Annotated in this window: 20 protein-coding genes; 3 read left to right on the top strand and 17 right to left on the bottom strand. The window is 65.9% G+C overall.

Going from position 1 to position 21022, the window contains the following annotated elements; all coding sequences use genetic code 11:
* Nucleotides 1-18: 18 nt before the first annotated feature.
* From GGR45_RS05900 to GGR45_RS05860, 9 genes are all read right to left on the bottom strand, one after another.
* The gene (locus GGR45_RS05900; protein WP_175312243.1) at nt 19-297 is read right to left on the bottom strand and encodes a hypothetical protein; all 279 of its coding nucleotides are present in this window, start codon (nt 295-297) and stop codon (nt 19-21) included.
* 188 nt (nt 298-485) lie between these two features.
* Nucleotides 486-1286 (bottom strand): hypothetical protein, encoded by an 801-nt coding sequence (locus tag GGR45_RS05895; protein WP_175312244.1) that lies wholly within the window; start codon nt 1284-1286, stop codon nt 486-488.
* Nucleotides 1283-1996 carry a hypothetical protein gene (locus GGR45_RS05890; RefSeq protein ID WP_114686199.1) on the bottom strand — a complete coding sequence of 238 codons (714 nt, stop codon included), beginning with the start codon at nt 1994-1996 and terminating at the stop codon, nt 1283-1285. The genes GGR45_RS05895 and GGR45_RS05890 overlap by 4 nt, the downstream gene beginning before the upstream one ends.
* 82 nt (nt 1997-2078) lie before the next feature.
* Nucleotides 2079-3047, bottom strand: coding sequence for a DUF7146 domain-containing protein (locus tag GGR45_RS05885; protein WP_181814687.1), 969 nt, complete (start codon nt 3045-3047; stop codon nt 2079-2081).
* A 200-nt stretch (nt 3048-3247) separates the two neighbouring features.
* Nucleotides 3248-3922 carry a hypothetical protein gene (locus tag GGR45_RS05880; protein ID WP_147276184.1) on the bottom strand — a complete coding sequence of 225 codons (675 nt, stop codon included), beginning with the start codon at nt 3920-3922 and terminating at the stop codon, nt 3248-3250.
* A gap of 126 nt (nt 3923-4048) precedes the next feature.
* On the bottom strand, nt 4049-4402 hold the full coding sequence (locus tag GGR45_RS19530; RefSeq protein ID WP_206432930.1) for a helix-turn-helix transcriptional regulator: 354 nt from the start codon (nt 4400-4402) through the stop codon (nt 4049-4051).
* A 209-nt stretch (nt 4403-4611) separates the two neighbouring features.
* Nucleotides 4612-5394: a hypothetical protein gene (locus tag GGR45_RS05870; RefSeq protein ID WP_114686196.1), complete on the bottom strand. Its 783-nt coding sequence runs from the start codon at nt 5392-5394 to the stop codon at nt 4612-4614.
* Nucleotides 5395-5469: 75 nt separating this feature from the next.
* A complete protein-coding gene (locus tag GGR45_RS05865; RefSeq protein WP_175312246.1) occupies nt 5470-6408 on the bottom strand; it encodes a hypothetical protein in 939 nt (312 codons plus the stop codon).
* A gap of 130 nt (nt 6409-6538) precedes the next feature.
* Nucleotides 6539-7915 carry a tyrosine-type recombinase/integrase gene (locus tag GGR45_RS05860; RefSeq protein ID WP_175312247.1) on the bottom strand — a complete coding sequence of 459 codons (1377 nt, stop codon included), beginning with the start codon at nt 7913-7915 and terminating at the stop codon, nt 6539-6541.
* Between the two features lie 302 nt (nt 7916-8217).
* Between GGR45_RS05860 and dinB the strand changes: the two genes are divergently transcribed.
* Entirely contained in the window at nt 8218-9321 is a 1104-nt protein-coding gene (gene dinB, locus GGR45_RS05855) for a DNA polymerase IV (RefSeq protein ID WP_246358075.1), read from the top strand.
* Nucleotides 9322-9328: 7 nt separating this feature from the next.
* Here dinB and GGR45_RS05850 read toward each other — a convergent pair whose 3' ends face one another.
* The 4 genes from GGR45_RS05850 to glmU all read right to left on the bottom strand — a co-directional run bounded on the left by GGR45_RS05850 (nt 9329) and on the right by glmU (nt 16274).
* Nucleotides 9329-11119 carry an ATP-binding protein gene (locus tag GGR45_RS05850; RefSeq protein ID WP_175312249.1) on the bottom strand — a complete coding sequence of 597 codons (1791 nt, stop codon included), beginning with the start codon at nt 11117-11119 and terminating at the stop codon, nt 9329-9331.
* Between the two features lie 5 nt (nt 11120-11124).
* Nucleotides 11125-13002: a putative bifunctional diguanylate cyclase/phosphodiesterase gene (locus GGR45_RS05845; RefSeq protein ID WP_175312250.1), complete on the bottom strand. Its 1878-nt coding sequence runs from the start codon at nt 13000-13002 to the stop codon at nt 11125-11127.
* A 79-nt stretch (nt 13003-13081) separates the two neighbouring features.
* Nucleotides 13082-14905: a glutamine--fructose-6-phosphate transaminase (isomerizing) gene (gene glmS, locus GGR45_RS05840; protein ID WP_175312251.1), complete on the bottom strand. Its 1824-nt coding sequence runs from the start codon at nt 14903-14905 to the stop codon at nt 13082-13084.
* Nucleotides 14906-14909: 4 nt separating this feature from the next.
* Entirely contained in the window at nt 14910-16274 is a 1365-nt protein-coding gene (gene glmU, locus GGR45_RS05835; RefSeq protein ID WP_175312252.1) for a bifunctional UDP-N-acetylglucosamine diphosphorylase/glucosamine-1-phosphate N-acetyltransferase GlmU, read from the bottom strand.
* 62 nt (nt 16275-16336) lie between these two features.
* On the opposite strand from glmU, the gene GGR45_RS05830 reads away from it, so the two are divergent.
* On the top strand, nt 16337-17029 hold the full coding sequence (locus GGR45_RS05830) for an HAD-IA family hydrolase (protein ID WP_175312253.1): 693 nt from the start codon (nt 16337-16339) through the stop codon (nt 17027-17029).
* Here the strand turns inward: GGR45_RS05830 and GGR45_RS05825 are convergent.
* From GGR45_RS05825 to GGR45_RS05810, 4 genes are read right to left on the bottom strand one after another with little or no spacing between them, the layout of a single operon-like run.
* Complete coding sequence (locus GGR45_RS05825) at nt 16989-17954, bottom strand: nucleotidyltransferase domain-containing protein (protein WP_175312348.1); 966 nt, start codon at nt 17952-17954, stop codon at nt 16989-16991. The two genes, GGR45_RS05830 and GGR45_RS05825, sit on opposite strands and share 41 nt — an antisense overlap.
* A gap of 47 nt (nt 17955-18001) precedes the next feature.
* Nucleotides 18002-18847, bottom strand: a complete 846-nt coding sequence (locus GGR45_RS05820) for an HprK-related kinase A (protein WP_175312254.1) — start codon at nt 18845-18847, stop codon at nt 18002-18004.
* Nucleotides 18844-19128 carry an HPr-rel-A system PqqD family peptide chaperone gene (locus tag GGR45_RS05815; RefSeq protein WP_175312255.1) on the bottom strand — a complete coding sequence of 95 codons (285 nt, stop codon included), beginning with the start codon at nt 19126-19128 and terminating at the stop codon, nt 18844-18846. The genes GGR45_RS05820 and GGR45_RS05815 overlap by 4 nt, the downstream gene beginning before the upstream one ends.
* A gap of 4 nt (nt 19129-19132) precedes the next feature.
* Nucleotides 19133-19600, bottom strand: a complete 468-nt coding sequence (locus tag GGR45_RS05810) for a hypothetical protein (protein WP_415640671.1) — start codon at nt 19598-19600, stop codon at nt 19133-19135.
* A 142-nt stretch (nt 19601-19742) separates the two neighbouring features.
* Here GGR45_RS05810 and GGR45_RS05805 point away from each other — a divergent pair, with 142 nt between their 5' ends.
* Nucleotides 19743-20987: a sensor histidine kinase gene (locus tag GGR45_RS05805; RefSeq protein WP_175312256.1), complete on the top strand. Its 1245-nt coding sequence runs from the start codon at nt 19743-19745 to the stop codon at nt 20985-20987.
* The last annotated feature ends 35 nt before the right edge of the window (nt 20988-21022 follow it).

The raw sequence follows: 21022 nt of genomic DNA, 5'->3' as shown, positions 1-21022 counted from the left end.
GGGGCGCTCGAGCATCCGTCATGCGTTTCTGCTTTCTTCCGTATTCATGCCGATGCGTTCCAGCACGGTATCAATTTCCAAGCCTCGGGCGCGCAGCAGTGAGCCCAGGCGTTCCTTCAAGTCGGGTGGTGTGGGATGATGATGGCTCATCCAGTTACGAATAGTACGGTAGGTCGTACCTAGATCGCGGGCGAGCGGTGTCTGCCACCGATCACCATACAAGGCGTGCCCCGCCGCCATGAGAAGTTCGCCCCCATCCACGGCTTCATAAATATATGAAGCAAAACGGTATCGCAACGTATTGTTGTCCGAACCGATAGCGTTGTGACGAGGCGGTCGTCACGGAGAAGGCGTCATATTAGTGGGGATCGGCAGGGCATGAGTCCTGCCCTGCCGATCCCGTGCCAAGAGGGCTCGCGTCCGATCAAGACGGAGCTCCAACCCTCTCGCATTCGCCGGCCGATGTCGAAAACCAGTCACCAGTCTTAGATTGGCGCATCGTCCGTCTCGATCAGCGCCGCCGCGGCGACCTCCAGCAGATGATGGGTCAGCCGGTCCGATCCGTAGCGGGTCGCCAGTTCGCCCCATGCCGGCCACCGGTCCATCCGGTGGCAGATCCATTCGTAGAAGCGGTCGCGCCGCTCCGTCGTGTCCAGCCCAAGCGTCCAGACCGTCTCGAAGATCGGCACGACGCCGTCCCCGCGCTTCGACAGGATGATCGACGGACGCCCGGCCTCGTGCCGGCGGAGGAAGGCGACGTCCCAGCGGGCGGCGGCCTTCTCGACGCGCGCCAGCCTGTCCTCACGTGTCTCCGGGCCGAGGCCGAGCTCGCACAGCTGGGTGATCGTGGCGGCGGACGGTCGCTGCCTCCGCACGTCGTACGGGCGGGTGGCGAGCAGCATGTGGATCACTGCCATGCCCTCCGCCGTCACGGTCTTGGCGCCGCGGCCATCCTCCGTCAGCTCGACCAGTCCTTCCCGGGCGAGCCAGAGGTGGAACAGGAGGAGGTACAGCTTGCTGGACTGGAAGATGTCTCCCGCCTGCTCACCGATCGTCGGCTTGCGCCTGATCGTAGCGACGAGCACGGCATGCATCGTCTCGAGCAGTTCGTGCGGCGTCCTGCCGAAATGGTCCGGCATCCGCAGCCGACCGTTCCAGAACGCCGCGCGCATCGATGGCCAACGTTCGCCGGTCTCCTCGTCGACGAAGACCGTCTCGCCATCGACGTGTTCGCCCCGCAGCCAGTTGCCCCAGGGCAGCTCGGGATCGCAGACGCGCGGGGTCAACGTCTGTACTCCAGGTTCGAGGCGGGGATGAGTGTCGGACCGGGATCGGCTGCCCGGGGGTCGCGGTCCTCTCCGATCGCCTTCAGCTGTGCCGCGAGGCGCACGCACTCGCCGTAGACGAATGCCTCGGTCTTGTAGGTGGGATCGTCGACGCCGAACGCCGGGGTCTTGTCGCTGCCTGGATGGCGGGTGTCCAGCGGGACGAGGTCGTCCCGCTGGTCGCAGCTGAAGCCGAACCACCATGCGTCGTCATCGTCGTGGCCATCACGATCGTCCGCGACGGTCCTGCGGACCTCCCGCCGGGATCCGAGGTCCACGGCGACGTGGCAGATGCTGCGATCCTCGGGCGCATCGCGCTCGCAGACGTGCGAATAGTCGATACCGCCGTGCACGCCGATCATGATGCCCAGCATCGTGCCGTATTCACGACCGAACAGCGGATGGCCCGGGGGGACCGCGACGTATCCGCAGAGGTGCTGATACAGCGGCGATCGGCGGATGATGCAGGCGTATCCGGACGCCGGATCGGTCCAGGCGATCTTGTTCGCCTCGCCGCTCCACGGCCCATCCGCGGTGGGGTGCACGTCGGCGATGCGGTAGACGGCATCGACCTTCACGAGGCCACCGTCCTCCCTGAGCGGCAGGCGTGCGCCAGCGGGCGGCTTGACGATAGCGGGCAGCGAGACGGCGTTGGGCTTCTTCTTCGGCATGTCATTCTCCTTGGGATGTCATCCGCACGGCGGCGCATGGATGGCGACGATGGTGCATCGCCGACTGGATCGGGGTCGCTGCTCAGGCGTGGAGGAGCAGCCACTCCTCGTTGAAGTCCTTGCCGGCACGGGGGACGAGGTCCTCCACGGTGAGACCGACACTGGCGTACGCCGCCATCGCAGCGGCGGCGGCGATCCTGCCCGGTTCGTCCGCATCACCGCAGACGATCACGCGTCTGACCGCCGCCGGGAACCGGACGTGCGGCAGGTTGCCGTCGCCCACCGCCGCCCACACGCTGGCGCCCGGGAACATGAGCCTCACCGCCAGTCCGTCCTCGACGCTCGCCGCCAGCATCACCGTCTCCGCGACGGGACCGAAGCGGACGGCGCAGCCCCGCACCCGGCCGAGCGACAGCCTCGGCGTGCCCCGCGTCGACTTGCGCCCCTCGTGGTCGAGGAAGGTGCGCTGGATGCCACCTACCCGGCCATCGCGGTCCTGCAGCGCCGCGATCATCGCCGGCTCGCGTCGACCCTCTCGACCGTCCGCATCCCACCAGCGCGCGACGTGCGAGTGGCGGATCGATCCGGGAATATCGTCGCCGATCCCGCGGTTGATGAAGTACGTCTCGCTCAGCGACCAGGCGATCGGCATCGCTTCCCGCCAGATCTGACGCGCTCGCCTCACCGACTCCGCGCGACGCATCGCGACGAGGTCCGGGTTCTCGAGCATCGTCGGCACGACGATCGCGGTGCCGACGAGATCGAAACATGCCTGCCGGAAGTCGACGTGATGGAGACGCCGGTGGAGCTCGATCACGTCGCCGCCGGCTTCGCAGCCGTGGCAGTGGAAGACCCGCTTGCCCTCGTTGACGAAGAAGCTGGCGGTGTCCTCCGGGTGGAAGGGACACAGCCCCTTCAGTTCGTCGCCGCTCTTCTTCAGGTCGGTCGCTTCTGCCGCGACCCGGGCGATCGAGGTCTCCGCCTTGATGCGGGCGACGTCGATGCGCCCCTTCCCGTCCATGTATCTGGCCGGGAGGCCGATGCTGTCCATGTGCATGCTCCTTCGCTGGTCAATCGCCACGTTCGCGGTGGTCTGGGGCCTCTTTCCTTCGGCCCCTGCCTCCACCGCCCGGCTCAAGCCGGCCGGCGCCTCCGCGCCGCAGTCACTTTCATCGGAGATCCGCCCGCGCGTCCGCGCGCGGGCGCAACCATCCCGACCCGGCGCCATGGCGCCGGGCACCCTTCACGAACTCAGCTCGAGCGGCGGGAATGCAGGTCGTTCGCACCACCGCCGCCGAGAATGACCCGGGTGACGGCATGGGCCAGCACGAACGGCGACGGAGGACGCAGTCCCATGCGGTACGTCCACCAGTCGGCGGCCGCCCGCTGGTTGAGCAGCATGTCCTCGCGCTTCGTGCCTTCTGGCCACTCCGGGCCGATGCCCGCCTGCGCAGCCGCCACCAGCATCGGCGTTCCGAAGTCGACGAGCTGGCCGAAGATGGAGTCCCGGATGAGCGCCAGGCTCCAGTCGAAGGTGCTGGTTGCGGGCACGTTCGCCGCCAGGATCTCCTTCGCGTAGTCCTCAGTGTCCAGGTCGCAGGTCACCACCTTGCCGTAGGTGTCGACGACGAGCGGGCCACGCGTCCTGGTCCCCGCAGCCGCGACCACCGCCGCCGCAGCGGCATATCCCACCGCGACCTCGGTCATCCTGCCGGACGGATCGGGCAGCTTCAGCAGACCCTGCTGCCGGTCGATCAGTTCGATCGGAGCCGCCGCGATGCTGGACGCCGAACATCCGAGGAGGGTGGCGAGACGCACGAGCAGCGCGGGCGGCTCGGAGCTGGTCTTCGATGCGCGGTGGATCAGCGCGATCTGGTCGGGCGAGAGGTTTCCGCTCGCGAGCGGAAGGCGGTGTACGTTGTCCATGACGATGTCCTCGTTGTCGCCGGCCCGCTGGACGGAGCCGGTCGCTGCTGACTTGCTGCGTTCTGCCGACGCCGCGGCGGGTCGCGGACCCACGACTGAAGCCGTGGGCCAGCGGAGGCAGGCGGATCAGTTGGTGGAGTCGTACTCGCTGGTGGTGATGGCGCGGTTGCGGTCGATCCAGACGTCGAGATCGTCCGGGTGGTACCTGACGGCCGTCCCCAGCTTGATGAAGCGGGGCGAGTTGTCGCCCTTGCGGCCGTAGAGGCGCATCTTCTCCAACGTGTTCTTGGCCAGCCCGCAGTACGTCGCGGCCTCGGTGGTGGTCATCAGCCGGCGGCGCGGCGCCTCGTCGTCGTGATCGGCGGCATCGGGCGTCCTGGCGGGGCGGTTCTTCCCGGAACCCGCAGCACCGATCGAGACGACGTAGCCGTTCGGGCTGACCATCCTGGCGGTGTTCGGGCTGATGTAGTTGACGTTCATGCTTCGCCTCCTTGGCTGCCGGACCGGAATGGCCTGGCAAGTCCGTGGTAGGAGGCGGAAATCTCGTTCAAACAGTCCGAATGTCGTCCCGCAGGGGGTGAGATTGCAGCAGGAGATTTACCTGGATCTGTCAGAGGAATGGCATACCGAAAAGGCCCACCCGCCAGTTGGCGGATGGGCCTTGGATCAGAACCGGAGTGGGGCGTCGACTATGCGGCCAGTCGCACGCCTACGAGATTGAGGGTGTCACTGGACGGCGCGACTGCGTGCCAGGCGGCGAGCAGGGTCTCCTTGGGCAGTGTGCCCTCGGCGACCTTGCGACAGGCGTCCCACACGTCGGCAGGCCAGCGTCGGACCACGTGACGGATTGTCCCGTCCGGCTGTATCGGGCCGAGCAGGATCGGCCCCTTCATGACCCCCGTCACCTTCACGCCGCGGAAGTGCGTCGGCGGCACGAAGTCGCCGTCCGCATCGAGGAACGGCAGGATCGGATCCGTGCCGAAGGTCGGCGTCTCATCGAGGTAGCCGATCATCGCGGGGGATGCCGACGACACCTCGACGTGATCCGCGTCGAGGAGGCGGACGGACAGGTACTCGTTGTAGCGGCCTTCAGGCAGCGCGATGACGGTGCAGTCCACCGTTCGGAAGGGAACGCGATCGTAATCGCGCGCGTCGCAGTGATCTGCGACCGGAGGCCGGTCGCCATCGACGGCGGGGCCGTTGGCGGAGACGTAGGTGCACGACGTCGGCGACCAGACGATGCAATGCGACGTGTTGCTACGGGTGGTGTGCCGGCAGACGTAGTTGATCAGCAGCAGGCGTTGGGCTTCGGTCGGCGGCGTGTCCTGAAGCATGCCGAACGCATGCAGCATCCTCTCCACGTCGTCGCCCTGGAGGTCGACGAACAGATCGACACGCACGTGCGTGTTCCGGTCCAGACCGGTTTCGACGATGTGCGGATACTCGCGGTCGGTGAGCTGAACCTTGGCCATTTCTATTTCATCCCTGGGAATGCATCCCGGATGTCTTTCCATGGATTCTCTCGTCCATCCGAAGATCCGCGTCCTTCAGTGCCCCCTGCGCGGCCCCTGCGGTCCTCGACGTCGACCTGGCCTGGCCCACTCTGGGAAGTCCGGCAGCAGTCTGGCGCGGGCCCGTTGGAAGACCTTCGCCGAGAACTCCCGGTTCGTCCGCACTTCGACCGCTTTCTTCAGCGCTTCGCTGGTGATGTCCTTGTTCTCCGCTTCGCTGAGATGCTCGCGCATGGCGTCCTCGCAGATCTTCTCCACGTACGCCGTAGGAGCCTGCTTCGGTGCACCGAGGAGTCCGTCGTCGATCACGGTGATGCCGCCGTCGTTCAACGACACCTGGTTGTCACGGGCATACGCGCGCAGCCGTTTCTCGAGCTGGTTCCCGTCGACGAACACGAGGTGGGTGCCGGATGAGCCCGGCGCCGTGCGATCGCCCGGCGTCAGCCGGCAGGTCGCGATGCGGTCGATGGGATCGACCAGTTCCCAGTCGCCGGGATCGATCGGGATCGAGGGGGAGCCGTCCTGCGGCATCCCGATGGTGCTGATCCTTCCGCTGGCCGCCAGCAGGGCGATCCCGCGTGCGACCGCCCTCACTGCCACCCGTCCCGCGTGACGGTAGTTGTTGTGGGCGTCGGCTCGATCGAGGGCGACCTCCTCTTCCTCGGTCCAGTCGGCAGGACGCCAGAGACCTGCTTCGACGTCGGGTTCGACGGCCACGACGCCCGAGCCGTCGCGATAGGGCGACCAGTCCGGATGCTTCAGGAACAGATCGGGTCTTGGGAGCGCCATCTCCGTCCGCCCTGCAGCCACGAAGAGGTCGTCGTACCAGGGATGGCACATGACCCGCGCCAGTCGCATGGCGACGTCGGCGAGGAAGGCGTGCCTGCTTGCGGGCCACTTGGCCGGATCGCCGTACCACTTCTCCCAGTCGGCCGCTTCGATCGGGTCTCGCGCAACCGACTGTTCGATGGACATCCGTCATTCTCCGACCGGCGTTCAGGAATCTGCCGAGCGGATGGATTCTTTCCTCCCTCCACGGCATCCCATGAAGGTAGAGCGTTCGACCTTCCTGTGTCCACGGTGCCGATGGCCTGACCGCCCGGTCCTACTTCGCATTCCCCTTCCGGGCCTTCTTCACCCGTGCATCGTCGGCCTTGCGCTGCGGCCAGGTGGCGCGGATGCGCGTCCACAGCGGCTTCGTCTCGAACCTGCCCAGTTCGGGCAGGTCACGTCCTCCGGGCCAGGCGTCTGGACGTTCCATGATGCCGTCGAGATAGCCGTTCCAGATCGCGATCGCCCGATTGACCGCGGCCTTGCGCTGCGCACGGTTGTACTTGCTCTTCGGGACCTTGTGGCCGAGCGCGAGCTCGATGTCGTCGGTGGGCACGTCGAACGGCTCGTCGGCCAGGATCGTCGCGCCGGTGGTCCTGCTGTCGTGAGGGACCCAGTGCTCGAACGTGAAGGCGGATCCGCTCTTCTCCTCCGCCAGATCGAGGCGCCGCTGGATGTGGGCGTCGATGCGCCTCCGATCCTGTTCCGCACCGACCTTGATCGACTTGCTCCCATCGTAGGTGAAGACGAAGCCCTTCCTCCTCCTCTTGTCGGGGTGGAGACGCTCGATGATCGCGACGACCTGCGGCGGCAGGGTCATGACGACCGGCTCGCTCTGCTTCGTCCGCTCCGCCGGTACGATCCATTCCCAGGTGGCCTGGTCGATCTCCTCCCAGACCATCGCTGCGATCTCCTCCTTTCGCCGCAGGGTGCGGAGGATGCATTCGTACACGAGGCCGTGCGTGTCGCGCATGTCGCTGCACGCCTCGAGGATGCGCTGCAGTTCGAACAGCTTCAGCACCCGCTCGCGCTCGACCCTGTCGGGCACCTTGTAGGCATCGGCCGCGGACCGAACGATCGTACCCCTCCGCTTCGCGTCGTTCATGATGACCTTGAGGTAGATGAGCCCCCAGGTCCGGGCCGAGATCGAACGCTTCGCGAGTTCGGCGAGGAACGCGTCGATGTCGGACGTGGTGATGCGATCGACGCGGACGTCGGGCATGAGGCCCGCCACATCGCGTGACAGGATGCGCTCGTGCTGCAGGATGAGCGGACGCTGCTCGATCCTGCGCCGTTCGATGTAGTCGGCGACGTACGTCTTCATGACCAGGGACCTGGAGGCGTCGGCCTCCTTGGCCTCCGCGCGACGCTTGTCGACGGGGTCGATGCCACGGCTCTTCTGGAAGGCATGCTCCTGCGCGATGTCGCGAGCCTGCGCGGGCGTTACGTCGCCGAGCCTGCCGATCGTGATGCGGCGCGCGGGCCGCATCGGCACGCGGTACTGGTAGACGAACACGACGATGCCATCGGTTCGGCGGTAGGCTCCGAAGCCGAGGAGACGGTCATCCCAGACGAATTCCTTGCGGCCTGGCGCGGACGGCGGGATCGACTTGACGGTGTCCTTCGTTAGGGTGCGGCGTTCTCGCGGCAAGATGGGTGCTCCTTCTTTTGGTCGGAGGCAGGATCGCATCGGCCTGAAGGCGGTGCGCCCCATGGCATCCAGTGCCGTAAGTCGGGACTGCTGCGTACACCTGGGCGGACTTGCAGCTGCCGGAACAGCACCCACCTATCCGGCTGGTGGTCAGTAGCGATCGCATGGCGGCATCGACCGGCCGGGTTCTCTTCCTGTTCTCAGTCTTCGCTGGCCTTCTAGGCAATCGCCGGGTAATCTCCACGGAGGAAACCGAAGCGATTTGGGTCGATCGTGGTCAGAGTCGTCAGAGAGCTAAGCCATTGAGCAGCCAGCAGGATAAGCCTCCACCCATCCGCAAGATAATCCACGTCGATCAGGACGCCTTCTATGCTTCGGTCGAGCAGCGCGATGACCCGACGCTGCGCGGGCGGCCAGTCGCGGTGGGCGGATCCCGAGCGCGCGGCGTCGTCGCTGCGGCAAGCTATGAGGCGCGGGCCTTCGGCGTCCGCTCGGCCATGCCCTCGGTCACGGCGCTGCGCCGATGTCCGGAACTCGTCTTCGTGCCGCCCCGGTTCGATGTCTATCGCGACGTGTCGCAGCAAATCCGCGCCATTTTTGCGCGCTATACCGATTTGATCGAGCCTTTGTCGCTTGATGAAGCCTATCTCGACGTGACGGAGGACCTGGCGGGGTTGGGTTCGGCCACCGCCATCGCGAATGCCATCCGCGAGGCGATCCGTGCCGAGACGGACCTGACCGCATCGGCCGGGGTAAGCTATAACAAGTTCATCGCGAAGCTGGCGTCCGATCAAAACAAGCCCGATGGCCTGTGCGTCATTCCACCCGCCCATGGCGCGACCTTTGTGGCAAGCCTGCCGGTCAAGCGTTTCCACGGCGTCGGTCCGGTCACGGCCCGCAAGATGGAGGCCCTCGGCATTCTGACCGGGCAGGACCTGCGCAATCACCCGCTGGAATTCCTGCAACGCCATTTCGGCAGCTATGCAGACTATCTCTACGGCGCCGCGCGCGGGATCGACCATCGCCCCGTCCGTGCTCACCGCATCGCCAAGTCGGTCGGCGCCGAACGCACGTTCGAGACGGACCTGTCGGATCGCACCGAGCTGCGCGTCGCGCTGGAGCGGGTGGTGGAGGCCGCCTGGACACGGATCGCGCGGAGCGGTGCGGCGGGCCGAACGGTGACGCTGAAATTGCGGCACAGCGATTTTCGCACGATCACCCGCGCGCGATCGACGGGGCACCCGATCAGCGACCGAGCCGAATTCCTGGCGATCGGGCTCGACCTGCTGGATCAGCAATTGCCCGTGTCGCGCGGCGTGCGGCTGCTGGGGCTGACACTCTCCGGCCTCTGTCTCGAAGATGACAGCGAACGCCCCGGCCCCACCCAGCCGGAACTGCCGTTCTAAGGACCGGTCAAGCGGCGAGTTCGGTCCGCCGTTCCAGCTCGCCATCCGCCGCGAGGGTCAGGACCGCTACCGCGCCCGTTCCACGCCCTGCGCTGCGCAATTCGAGCGTGCCGCCCATGACCGCCATCGAATTGGCACACCAATGGAGCCCGAGGCCGCCCGACTTTCCGGTACGCGTCGAATAGCCCGGCTGGAACAGCCGCCTTGCCTCGGCCGGTTCGAATCCTTCGCCATCGTCGATGATCCGCACCGATAGACGCCCCCCGCTGGGCGACGCGACGTCCACCGTGATCGATCCATGACCGCGTCCCGTGGCGACGATCGCTTCTACCGCATTGGAAAGGAGGTTGCCGACCACCTGGCTCAGGATCACGCGGTTCGCGACGACATAAGCGGGCTGCGCCGGGACGGTAAACCCAACCGAGACGGCTTGGGCATAGCGCGCGATTATGGCGTTGCGCGCCACGATGTCGCTGATATCGCAGCGTTCCAGGGCTGGGCGCTCATGGGCGCGGGCCTGCTGCGCGCCGATGATCTCCAGCGTCTGGCGCATGGCGTCTCGCCCGACCGCCAGGTGCCGCCGAACCTCGTCGCGCGCCTTGGCCTCTGACTCGAAGGCGGTGATAACGAAGGCGATCAGTTTGGAGCGTCTCTCCGGATCGACGTCCGCCTGCGCCAGTTCGGCGAACGCCCGGTCGACCAGATCGCGTCTGACCGTGTCCCCCTGCCCGACCCCGTGGCTCAGGATCGTCGCGAGCGGGGCGAGCGCGTTGCGGACATTGTGCAGCACCGCCACCGCGCTTTCCGAACGACCAAGCGCAAAGCTCTGAATTTCGTTGCGTTCGCGCAGGTCCTTGAGCTGGCTCAGCATCGCGTTGAAACTTCCGCCCAACGAGCTGAACTCCTCGCATCGGCTGTGACCGTCCTCGAACGGCAACAGGGCGCCCGAGGCCTGCACCCGCTGCATATGACGTTCCACCCGGTCGAGCGGGGCCAGGACGAACCGCCCCAGCGCCCGGCGCAGCATCAGTAGCAGCAGGACGAGTAACAGGATCGATGCGGCCGCCGCCAGCAGCAGAACCCGGCGGCCAAGCAGCACGACTTCGCGCGACACCTCGAAACGCGCCGCAGCTACTGGCCGCCCATCGGCCCCGCCAATCGGGACGACGATATCGATCCACCGCGCTCGCTTGTGCATATCGAAATTGATCGGAACGGCCGGGGAAATCGTGACGGGCCGCCCCAGCAGGCTCGACAAATGGTCGCTCGTCAGCCGCCGTACAACCGCGACATAATCGTTCCCTTCGGCATTCTCCGCCAGAGCGACGGCCATGACATTACGCCCGACAGGGAGGTAGAAGCGCGCCGAATGGCCCGAGCGCAGGAGTACTTCCAGATTAAGCCGATCGAGCGCGATGCCAACCTGCCTTTCGACCAAGCCGGGTGCGCCTTTAGCCGTTGCGTGCTGCGACGCCCAACCCCCATGCGGCACGCGGCGATAGACCAGGGCATGGGCAAACGAAGCCCGCATGGACCTATCCGGTCCGGCATTGGCCTGTTCCCGGGCCATAGCCTCGGTCATCGCGGCAAATTCGGCTAACGCTGTCAGCGCCCGTGCGCGATAGCCCTCGGCTGCCCGGTCTTCCAGTTCAGCGAACCCCGGGGAAATGACCAGGGTGAGCAGCAAGGCCAGCGCCATCGCGCCCCCGATTCCGGTCAGCGTCAGGATCGATACCATGATCTCGCGCAGTGACCGGGGCCGCCGCCGTGCCTCATGCCATTGACGTATCAGGCGCACGCCAGTCAGCGCCGCGCACCCGCGACCAGCGACGGGGGTGCCCGATGCTCACCGGAGAGAGACATGAATTTGCGCTCGGCCAGCGCGCGCGCTTCCGCTGCCGGAACCGGCTTGGAAAACAGATAGCCTTGCAGATGGCTTGCCCCCGCGACCCGCAAGGCCTGCGCCTGGGATTCGGTTTCCACACCCTCGGCGATCACGCCCAACCCCAGTGCGCGGCCGAGATGAATGATCGAGTGGACGATTGCCGCCGACTCCCGCTCGCGGCCCATCCCGTCGATAAAGCTGCGGTCGATCTTCAGGCAGTCGAGGGCGAACTTGCGAATATTATACAGGCTGGAATAGCCTGTTCCGAAATCGTCGAGCGCGATGCGGAAGCCCAGCTTGCGCAATTCGCACAAGGTCTGAGCGGCGTGTTCGGCGTCATCGAAAATCGCCGTTTCGGTGATTTCGATCTGGACGCGCTGCGGCTCTGCTCCGGCGCGCCGCACGCGATCCATGATCGAGGCGACGAAGTGGGAGCGGCGAAACTGGATCGGGCTAAAGTTCACCGAGACATATTGGCCCGGCCAATGCCGAAGCTCGGCCAGCGCGTGGTCCAGGATCCAATCGCCCAGCTCGTGGATCAGATGGCTTTCCTCGGCCAGCGGAACGAAGATTCCCGGGCTGATCGCGCCGCGGTCCGGCGTTGTCCAGCGTACCAGCGCCTCGAAGCCGACGATTTCCAGGCTGCCGCGACCGACGATCGGCTGAAAGGCCAGACTCAGTTCGTCGCGCACGATGGCCTGGTTCAGCCCGGCCTCGATGTCGCGGCGGACGCGGTGGCCTTCGTCCATACCCGCGTCGAACACCCGCACCGTGCTCCGCCCCGAACGCTTGGCTTCGTTTAACGCCATATCGGCCTGGCGAAGGAGGTCGGTAGGATCGCGTTCCTTGCCCGCCTCGCTCATCACCAACCCACAGGAGGCGCCGCAGCGTACGGCATGGCCCAGGATGTTGAAGGTCGATGCGCAGGCGCTCACGATCCGATCACACGCCGCCACGGCGAACTCGACATCGTCCGTGTCGAAAAAAATGCCGAACTCATCGCCACCCAGCCGCGCGACCATCGCGCCCTGCGGCGCCTGCGCCTGGATCGTGGTGCATACCGCGCGGATCAGCTCGTCTCCGGCGAGATGGCCGAGCGTGTCGTTGACCAGCTTGAACCGGTCGAGGTCGAGCATTGCGGTGACGAAGGCGCCACCCCGCCGCCCTCGCTCGGTCAGGCCGCGCAGAAAGGCGACGCGGTTGGGCGCGTCGGTCAGCGCGTCGTGCGTGGCGATATGCATCGCCCGACTTTCGTTCGCTTCCAGTTCCGCGCTCTTTTCCTCGAGCGTGGCGACCTGTTGGGCGAGCAGCGCGCGGGCAGCGGCCAGCGCACGGTCATTGTCCCAGCGACGGCACAGCGCACGGGCCATCTGCTGGACCTCGTTCACCTCAAAGGGCTTGGCTATGTAAAATATTTTGTCGGCAGGCCCGGCGACCTTGCCTATCTCGGCAGGCGAAAAGTCCGAATAGCCCGTCACGATGACCAAATGGATGTCGGGATCGAGCGCCCTTATACGGCGCGCCGTTTCGCGTCCGTCGATCCCGGGTGGCATACGGATGTCGATGAAGGCCACGGCAAAGGGCGAGTCTTGCGCCTTGGCGTGCTCGACGGCAGCCACCGCTTCCAGTCCCTGATGGCAGTGACGGCGCTCGAACACGATGTCCGCGTCGCCTTGCTCAGCAGGCTCGCCGAACAGCTCGGCCGCCATGGCGTCCAGCGGTCGGCTTTCGCCTGACAGACACAGCTCATAGCTTTCGTGAATGGCCGGTTCGTCGTCAACGATCAGAATACGCATCCGGCTACCATCCGCCCATCAGTCTTCAATGTGAGGGCGGATGGTAACCAAAGAGGCTTAAAGTGACGTAAATGGTCAGTTATTCGACCGTCACGCTCTTCGCCAGATTGCGCGGCTGATCGACATCGGTGCCCTTGGCGACGGCCACATGATAGGCAAGCAGCTGGACCGGCACCGCATAGACGATCGGCGCGATCAGCGGGTGAACCTTGGGCATCGTGATGGTGGCGATACACCCCTCACCGGCCGCCTCGATCCCGTCATAGTCGGAAATCAGGATCACCTTGCCGCCGCGGGCCTGAACTTCCTGCATGTTCGAAACGGTCTTTTCGAACAGCGGTCCTGAGGGCGCAATGACGATAACGGGCACGGACTCGTCGATCAGCGCGATCGGGCCATGCTTCATTTCGCCGGCTGCATAGCCCTCGGCGTGGATGTAGCTGATCTCCTTCAGCTTCAGCGCGCCTTCGAGCGCCAGCGGATAGTCCGTGCCGCGCCCCAGATAGAGCACGTCGCGCGCGCCCGCGACCGCACCTGCCATCGCCTCGATCGCCTCATCATAGGCAAGCGCGCCGTTGATCGCGGCAGGGGCTTCGGCGAGGTGACGGACGATCTGGCGTTCTTCATCCGCCGACAGCCGACCCTTGGCCTTGGCCAGATTGGCAGCGAGCGCCGCAAGGACACTAAGCTGACAGGTAAAGGCCTTGGTCGATGCCACGCCGATCTCCGGCCCGGCATGCGTCGGCAGCAACAGGTCAGCCTCGCGCGCCATCGAACTGGTGGGCACATTGACCACGGCCGCGATCGTCTGCCCTTCGGCTTTGGCATGGCGAAGCGCCGCCAAGGTGTCCGCGGTCTCCCCCGACTGGCTGATGACGATCATCAGTCCGCCCGGCTCCATGACCGGCGCACGGTACCGGAATTCGGAGGCGACATCGAGGTCGACGGGAACGCGCGCGAACTGTTCGAACCAGTATTTGGCCACCATGCCCGCATAAAAGCTGGTGCCGCACGCGACGATGGTGACGCGCTTGATGCCCGACAGGTCGAATTCCGGAATGGGCAGCGCAATCTTGCCTTCCAGCCGTTGAAGGTACGAGCGCAGCGTCTGGGCAACGACGATCGGCTGCTCGTAGATTTCCTTCTGCATGAAATGTCGATGATTGCCCTTGTCGATCAACGCGCCGGTGACGCCAGACAGGGTGACGGGGCGATCGACAGGGTTGTTGTCGCGGTCATACACCTGCGCGCCCTCGCGGGTGCAGACGACCCAATCGCCCTCGTCGAGATAGGCGATGCGCTGCGTCAGCGGCGCCAGCGCGAGCGCATCCGAGCCCAGATAGGTTTCACCATCCCCGTAACCGACCACCAGCGGCGAGCCGAGCCGCGCACCGATCAGCATGTCAGGCTGGTCACGGAACAGGATCGCAAGCGCGAAAGCACCGTGCAGCCTGGGCAGCACTTCCCGGACGGCTGCTACGGGATCGAGACCCTGCTCGACCTTCTCACTTACGAGATGCGCGACCACTTCGGTGTCGGTCTCGCTGGTGAAGACGCGGCCACGGCCGATCAACTCGTCGCGAAGCGCCTTGAAATTCTCGATGATGCCGTTGTGCACGACCGCGACATGATCGGTCGCATGGGGATGCGCGTTGTTGGTCGTCGGGCCGCCATGCGTCGCCCAGCGGGTATGCGCGATGCCGATCGAGCCGGGCAGCGGATGGGCCGCCAGTTCCCTGGCGAGGTTGACCAGCTTGCCCGAGGCGCGACGGCGCTCGATTTTACCCTGATCGATCGTCGCGATGCCGGCCGAGTCATAGCCTCGATATTCGAGGCGACGCAGGCCATCGAGCAGCCGTTCGGCGACGTCATCGCCGCCCAGAATTCCCACGATACCGCACATAGTCTTACTCCCCGCCCTTCTTTGCGGCTTTCTGGGCCGTCTTCATGTCTCTGAACCGCTTCGCCCAACCCGGCTTGCTCTGGCGCTCGGCGCGGACCAGCGCGAGGGCGTCGGCCTCGACATCGCTGGTGACGACCGATCCCGCGCCGACAATCGCACCTGCGCCGATACTCACGGGGGCGACCAATGCCGAGTTTGAGCCGACAAAAGCCCCCTCGCCGATCACGGTGCGATATTTGAGGAAGCCGTCGTAATTGCAGGTGATGGTGCCTGCGCCGATGTTCGCGCCCGCACCCACTTCGGCATCACCCAGATAGGTCAGGTGATTGGCCTTGGCGCCGCGACCTAGCACGGATTTCTTGATCTCGACGAAATTGCCGACACGCGCGCCCTCGCGGACGTCCGCGCCGGGACGCAGCCGCGCATAAGGGCCAATATCGGCTCCCGTGGCCACCGTGGCACCCTCCAGGTGGCTGAAGGCATGGATCGTCACGCCGTCGGCGACATGGACGCCCGGGCCGAACACCACATGCGGTTCGATCACCACGTCGCGTCCCAAACGGGTATCGTGCGAGAACCAGACCGTGTCAGGCGCGATCAGCGTCGCCCCCTCGGCCATCGCTCGTGCTCGGCGGCGAACCTGCCAGTCCCCTTCCACAACCGCCAGTTCGGCGCGGCTGTTGACACCCGCGACCTCACCCGCCGCCGTCTCGATGACCGCGGAATGACGGCCATCCGCAGCGGCCAGCATGACGATATCAGGCAGATAATATTCGCCTGCCGCATTGTCGTTGCCGACCCTGTCGAGCAGACCAAACAGATCGTTCGAACGGACTGCCATTAGCCCTGAGTTACAAAGGGTAACGGCCCGTTCGTCAGGATTGGCATCTTTGAACTCGACCATCCGCTCGACCCTGCCGTCGGCGTCGGCGATCACCCGGCCATAGGCGGCCGGATCGGCGGGGCGAAAGCCCAGCACCACCGTGGCAGGCTTATCCGCCTCACCCAGCCGGTCGATCATCGCGCGCATGGTCCGCGCCTCGACCAGCGGAACGTCGCCGTATAGGATCAGGATGTCACCGTCGAACCCCGCCAGGGCGCCCCGTGCCTGCGCGACGGCGTGGCCCGTACCCAACTGCTCGGCCTGCAGGGCGGTGGCGACGCCCAGCGGCGTTACCGCAGCCTCGACCTGTTCGCGACCCGCGCCAGTCACCACGACCATGCGCTCGGGCGACAAGGCCTTCACGCTATCGATCAGATGCAGCAGCATCGGCCGCCCAGCAATGGGGTGAAGGACCTTGTGAAGGTCCGATTTCATGCGGGTGCCTTTGCCCGCAGCGAGGATGATGGCGGCGATCGGTCTCGTCATGACGGTTGCGCCTGCCATGGATTTCCGGCCAAAGCCAGCGGGAGACTGCATCGGAACCCAAGATGGACGCCAATTCACCGCATGGTTTTCCCTTCGCCATCGTCGGCTTCGACCTGGACGGCACCTTGCTGGACACCAGTGGTGACCTGACCGCCGCCGTCAACCATGCGTTGGCCACGATCGGCCGGGCGCCCCTGAGCGTCGAGGCGGTCAAGCCGATGATCGGCGGTGGTGCCCGGGCGATGTTGCAGCACGGTCTGGATGCGACCGGCGGCTATGACGCCGACACGCTCGATCGATTGCATCGGCTTCTGCTCGACTATTACGAGGCCAATCTGGCGGTTCACACCGCGCCCTTCCCAGGCGCGATCGAGGCGCTGGACGAACTGGCGGCACGCGGCGTCACGCTGGGCATTATGACCAACAAGCTGGAACGCTTTGCACGGGCGATCCTGGACTCGCTGGGGCTGACCGAACGGTTCGCCTCGATCATCGGGGGTGACACGCTGGGTGTGTCCAAACCGTCGCCCAGACCCATTCAGGCACTGGTGGAGCAGTGCGGCGGAGGCCCCGCCGCATTCGTCGGCGATTCGATCTTCGACGTTCAGGCAGCGCGCGCGGCCGGATTGCCGGTCATCGCCTGTTCCTTCGGGTTTCTCAGCCTGCCGGTCGAGGCGCTGGGGGCCGATGCGATCATCGATGGCTATGCCGACCTCATCCCGACGCTGACGCGGCTTTCCCTTTCCGCCACTTGATCCACAAATGCCGTGAGAGCAGGGGCAAAGGCATTCGGATGAGGTGCGAGCGGATATAGAAAGCCGTGCGCAAGGCCGTGTGCCGCTCACGCCCCCATCCGTCGCGCGCCATCAGGCGACGCCGGTAGAGCCGATCGGTCGTGGTCAGATGCCGGCATCGGCGTGGAACGCTTGTGCCGTAAAGGGCATGGGATAATCTGAGCGCCCGGTCGACCGTCGAGGACAAGCCGTGGCGCGCCGCACGCGCCTCCAATCCCTCGAGTCCCCGCTCCTCGATCAGGGCATGGATGTCCCAGAGGTTGCGTAAGCCCCCCGCCAGTTCGCCATCGGCGAACAGATGCGCTGCCGCATGGACGATCATATCGGCATGGTCCAGCACGGCCAATCCACCGTCCAACGGCACGGCATCGGCGATCAGGGCCTGTGCGTCGGGCTTCTGCCGCGCCGTCAGCGGCAGGATCGTGTGGTGCACATCCACCATACGACCCCGCTCGGCGTGGATCAGCGGGGGAAGTTCGTGCATCCACCGGCGGTAATAGAGGTCATCATAAGGATCGGACTTGATCCACTGCCACCCGGCGTCGACCAGCAATTTTTCCGCATGATCGAGCATCGGCTTGGGCAGAAGGATATCACAGTCGCCGATGCCGCGACCCTGCCCGGCCGCCAACCCTGCGGCGGCGAACGCGGTGCCCTTCAGCAAGACGACCGGGTGCGCCAGGGGACGGAGCGCTTTCGCTATACGGTTCGCTTCCCATAATGCGGTCCGGCGCGCCTCGGCGGCGTCGATCCGAGCCTCGGCCAGCGCCTTTGCCACCGCATCGGGTACCGCCAACCCTTCCAGCCTATGCGCCAGAGTCCCGGCCAGCGTCTCGGCCCGGGCGACGGTCAATAGCTCGGTCCAGCGCGTGAGGTCGATCGCCATCGCCCGCGCCGGGTCACGCAGCACCTCGACCAAGGTCTGAGCAGCCGTCACAGCGCGTCCCACAAGGCCTCTACGGCGGCCACGCCCGTCGCACCGTCGGGATAATCTAGCGCCACGGCCGGTATCCGTCCCCGCAACCGGACCAATGTTCGGAAGCCCGCCTCGCCCATGGCGACATAATTAGTCGATGCCTGGGTCAGCCGGACGAAGGTTTCGCTCGCCGCCAGCCCGCCCAACGCAGAAGGAAAGCCGAAGCGCGGGAAGACCAGCAGCGCGGGCCGGGCGGGTTCGTCCATCGCAGCAATGGCGGCGGTGGGCGGCGCCACGTGACGCACATCGCCCTTCGGCGTTCCCGCCAGCAACGGCCCGACGCGATATTCGTCGGGAATGAGCTCGAGGCTTTCGTTCTTCAGGCTGACCGGCCTCGGGAAAGGATGCACCCAGCCGGTTTCGGGGTCGATCATCGCGAACTCGTCGCCCAGGAACCGCCAGCCTCGTTGTGACAGCATCAGCGCCAACGTCGACTTTCCCGCCCCCGACACGCCGCTCATCAGGATCGCCCGGTCGCCGCGCGCGACTACGGCGGCGTGGATCAGCAGATGGCGGCGATGCCCCAGCGCGACCTGCAGGTTCATGCCCATTTCGGCGGCCAACAGGCCTTGCGCCCGTGGGAGGGGCGACGCATCCGGCAGCCAGTAATCGCCCCGGACCCGGATCGAAGGGCGTATCCATCGACGCCAGGGCGATATGGCTTCCAGTCGGACGGAATAGTCGGCGAACCCCGGGCGGGGATAATCATGGTAAAGGGCGTCAAGCGCGGCGATCGGCCCATGCCAATCCGATCCGATCCGGAAGCTGACCGGTCCGACGCCTAGGGTGATCTGGTGCTTCACGTCCGCTCGACCAATCCGGCCGCCTCCAGTTCGTCCAGCCGGGCGCACAGCAAGGCTGTCCCGCTGCCATCGGCATCGCCGAGGTCGTAACGCTCCGCCAGCCAGGCCAGTAACGCTTCCATCTCGAGCGGTTCGTTGCCCAGCGCTTCCAGAATCTGCGGAGCGGGCTCGTTCAGGAGATGGGTCACGCCGGACGGCCGGTGAAAGACCGCCGTAAAGACATCCAGCGGCTCGACGATCAGCAGCGCTGCCTCCGCCGCGCGATAGCGCGGAGCGGCCACCGGATCAGCCCCTGGGGTTCTGGATGGAGAGGAAGCAGGTGTAACCGCTCTGACCGCCACTCAGCTTCTTGATATATTTGAGATAGGCGTCGTTGGAATAATATGTGGTGCCGGGCAGATACACGCCCTTGTACAACGCATCGCGTACCTCCTCCCCCGTGAAGGGGCGCGACGGCGGCGGATAAGGCCCTCCGAACAGCGCGCCCAATGGTCCCAGCGGCCCAGGGTCAACGACATTGCCGTTTCGATCGATATATTTCCCGGCATTGCCCGGACCGGGCACAGGAATCTGACAGGTCAGGACCGACGCCGTCGTGTTGGCCAGCGCTGGACGGATGGCGATGACCGTGCTGGCTCCGGCTGCACCCAGCATCAACATCCGGCGGCTGGTCACGCTGGAGGCCGACGCGGAGGCGGTGGCGGTCGCCGGTTCCTCGGGCATGGGGCCGTGTTCGGGGGGCGTGTCGTCCATGACGATGCGATGTCCCATATTCGTCGTCCCGCCACAAGAAGCTCTGAAGGGCCAGTCCCCTCCCAAAACTGGAAGCCCCGAGGCGAGAGATACGCCGTAGAGCTAAAGACAGCGCGCGCGCGCCTCGCTACATCGGCACGTCATGGGATTCGGCATTCGTACCTTATGGGCCATCGTCGTGGTCGTGGTGGCCGCCGCCGTGGTATTCCTGACCGCCGGCCCCGCGCCCGCGATCATCGCCCTGGTCGGCGGGATCGCCGCCGCGCTCGTCGCCAGCGAGGGCGTGCCGGAGGCAGCCGAAGACGATCCCGCGACAGAGGACGGCCAGACCGGCTTGTCGCCGCTCCTGGAAGAAGCGCTGGATGCGATTGTCGAGCCGGTGCTGCTGATCGAGGGCGGGCGAGTGATCCTGGCCAACCATGCGGCGCGAGGGCTGCTAGGCAGGCATATCGTCGGCGAGGACGCGCGCATCGCCATCCGCCACCCGGCCGCCGCCGAGCGGCTGCTGGCCAGGGAAGGCGTGACCGATCCCGACCACCCCATCTCGCTGGTCGGCTTGGGGTCGCTCGAACAACGTTGGGAGATGCGGGTCGCGGATACGACCAGCGGCCAGCGCATCGTCCATCTGATCGACCAGACCGCGCATGACGCCGCCGAGCGGATGCGCGTCGATTTTGTCGCCAACGCCAGCCATGAGCTGCGCACCCCCCTCGCCTCGATCCTGGGGTTCATCGAGACACTGGGCGACGAAGCAGGTGACGACCCCGAAATCCGCGCGCGCTTCCTGAAGGTGATGTTCGACGAGGCGCGGCGGATGCAGCGGCTGGTCGAGGACCTGATCTCGCTCAGCCGGATCGAGGCCGACAAATATCGCCAGCCCGCCCAGCCCGTCGACATGGCCGAACTGGTCGATCATGTCTGGGAGGAGTTTCTGGATTCGGGTTCGCCGCGCGCCGACGATATTAGCTGCGAACTGGTCGAGGACCTTCCGCCGATCGCTGGCGACCGGGCGCAGCTGTCGCAGATGCTGCACAATCTGATCGGCAACGCGATGAAATATGGCAAGGCGCAGACGCCGGTCCGCGTCCGGCTGGACCGCGACGGCCCCATGCTGCGGCTGAGCGTTGCCGATCGTGGCGAAGGTATTGCCGCCAGCCATCTGCCGCGCCTGACCGAACGCTTCTACCGCGTCGATTCGGGCCGCAGCCGCAGCATCGGCGGCACGGGCCTCGGCCTGGCGATCGTCAAGCACATCGTCGAGCGGCATCGCGGGCGGCTGGAAATCACCAGCGAGGTCGGAGTCGGCACCACGGTGACGGTACGGCTGCCAACGCTGAAGATGCCGGAAAAGATCGCTGTCGAGGGCGCTGTCACAAAATCACAATAAAAATGTCACACGGGAGTATGGCGAGCGTGGCAGCG

This window comes from Sphingomonas zeae (assembly GCF_014197135.1).
Classification (GTDB): Bacteria; Pseudomonadota; Alphaproteobacteria; order Sphingomonadales; family Sphingomonadaceae; genus Sphingomonas; species Sphingomonas zeae.
The sequence above is the reverse complement of the archived record's forward strand: the minus strand, read 5'-3'. Positions and strand labels throughout refer to the sequence as shown.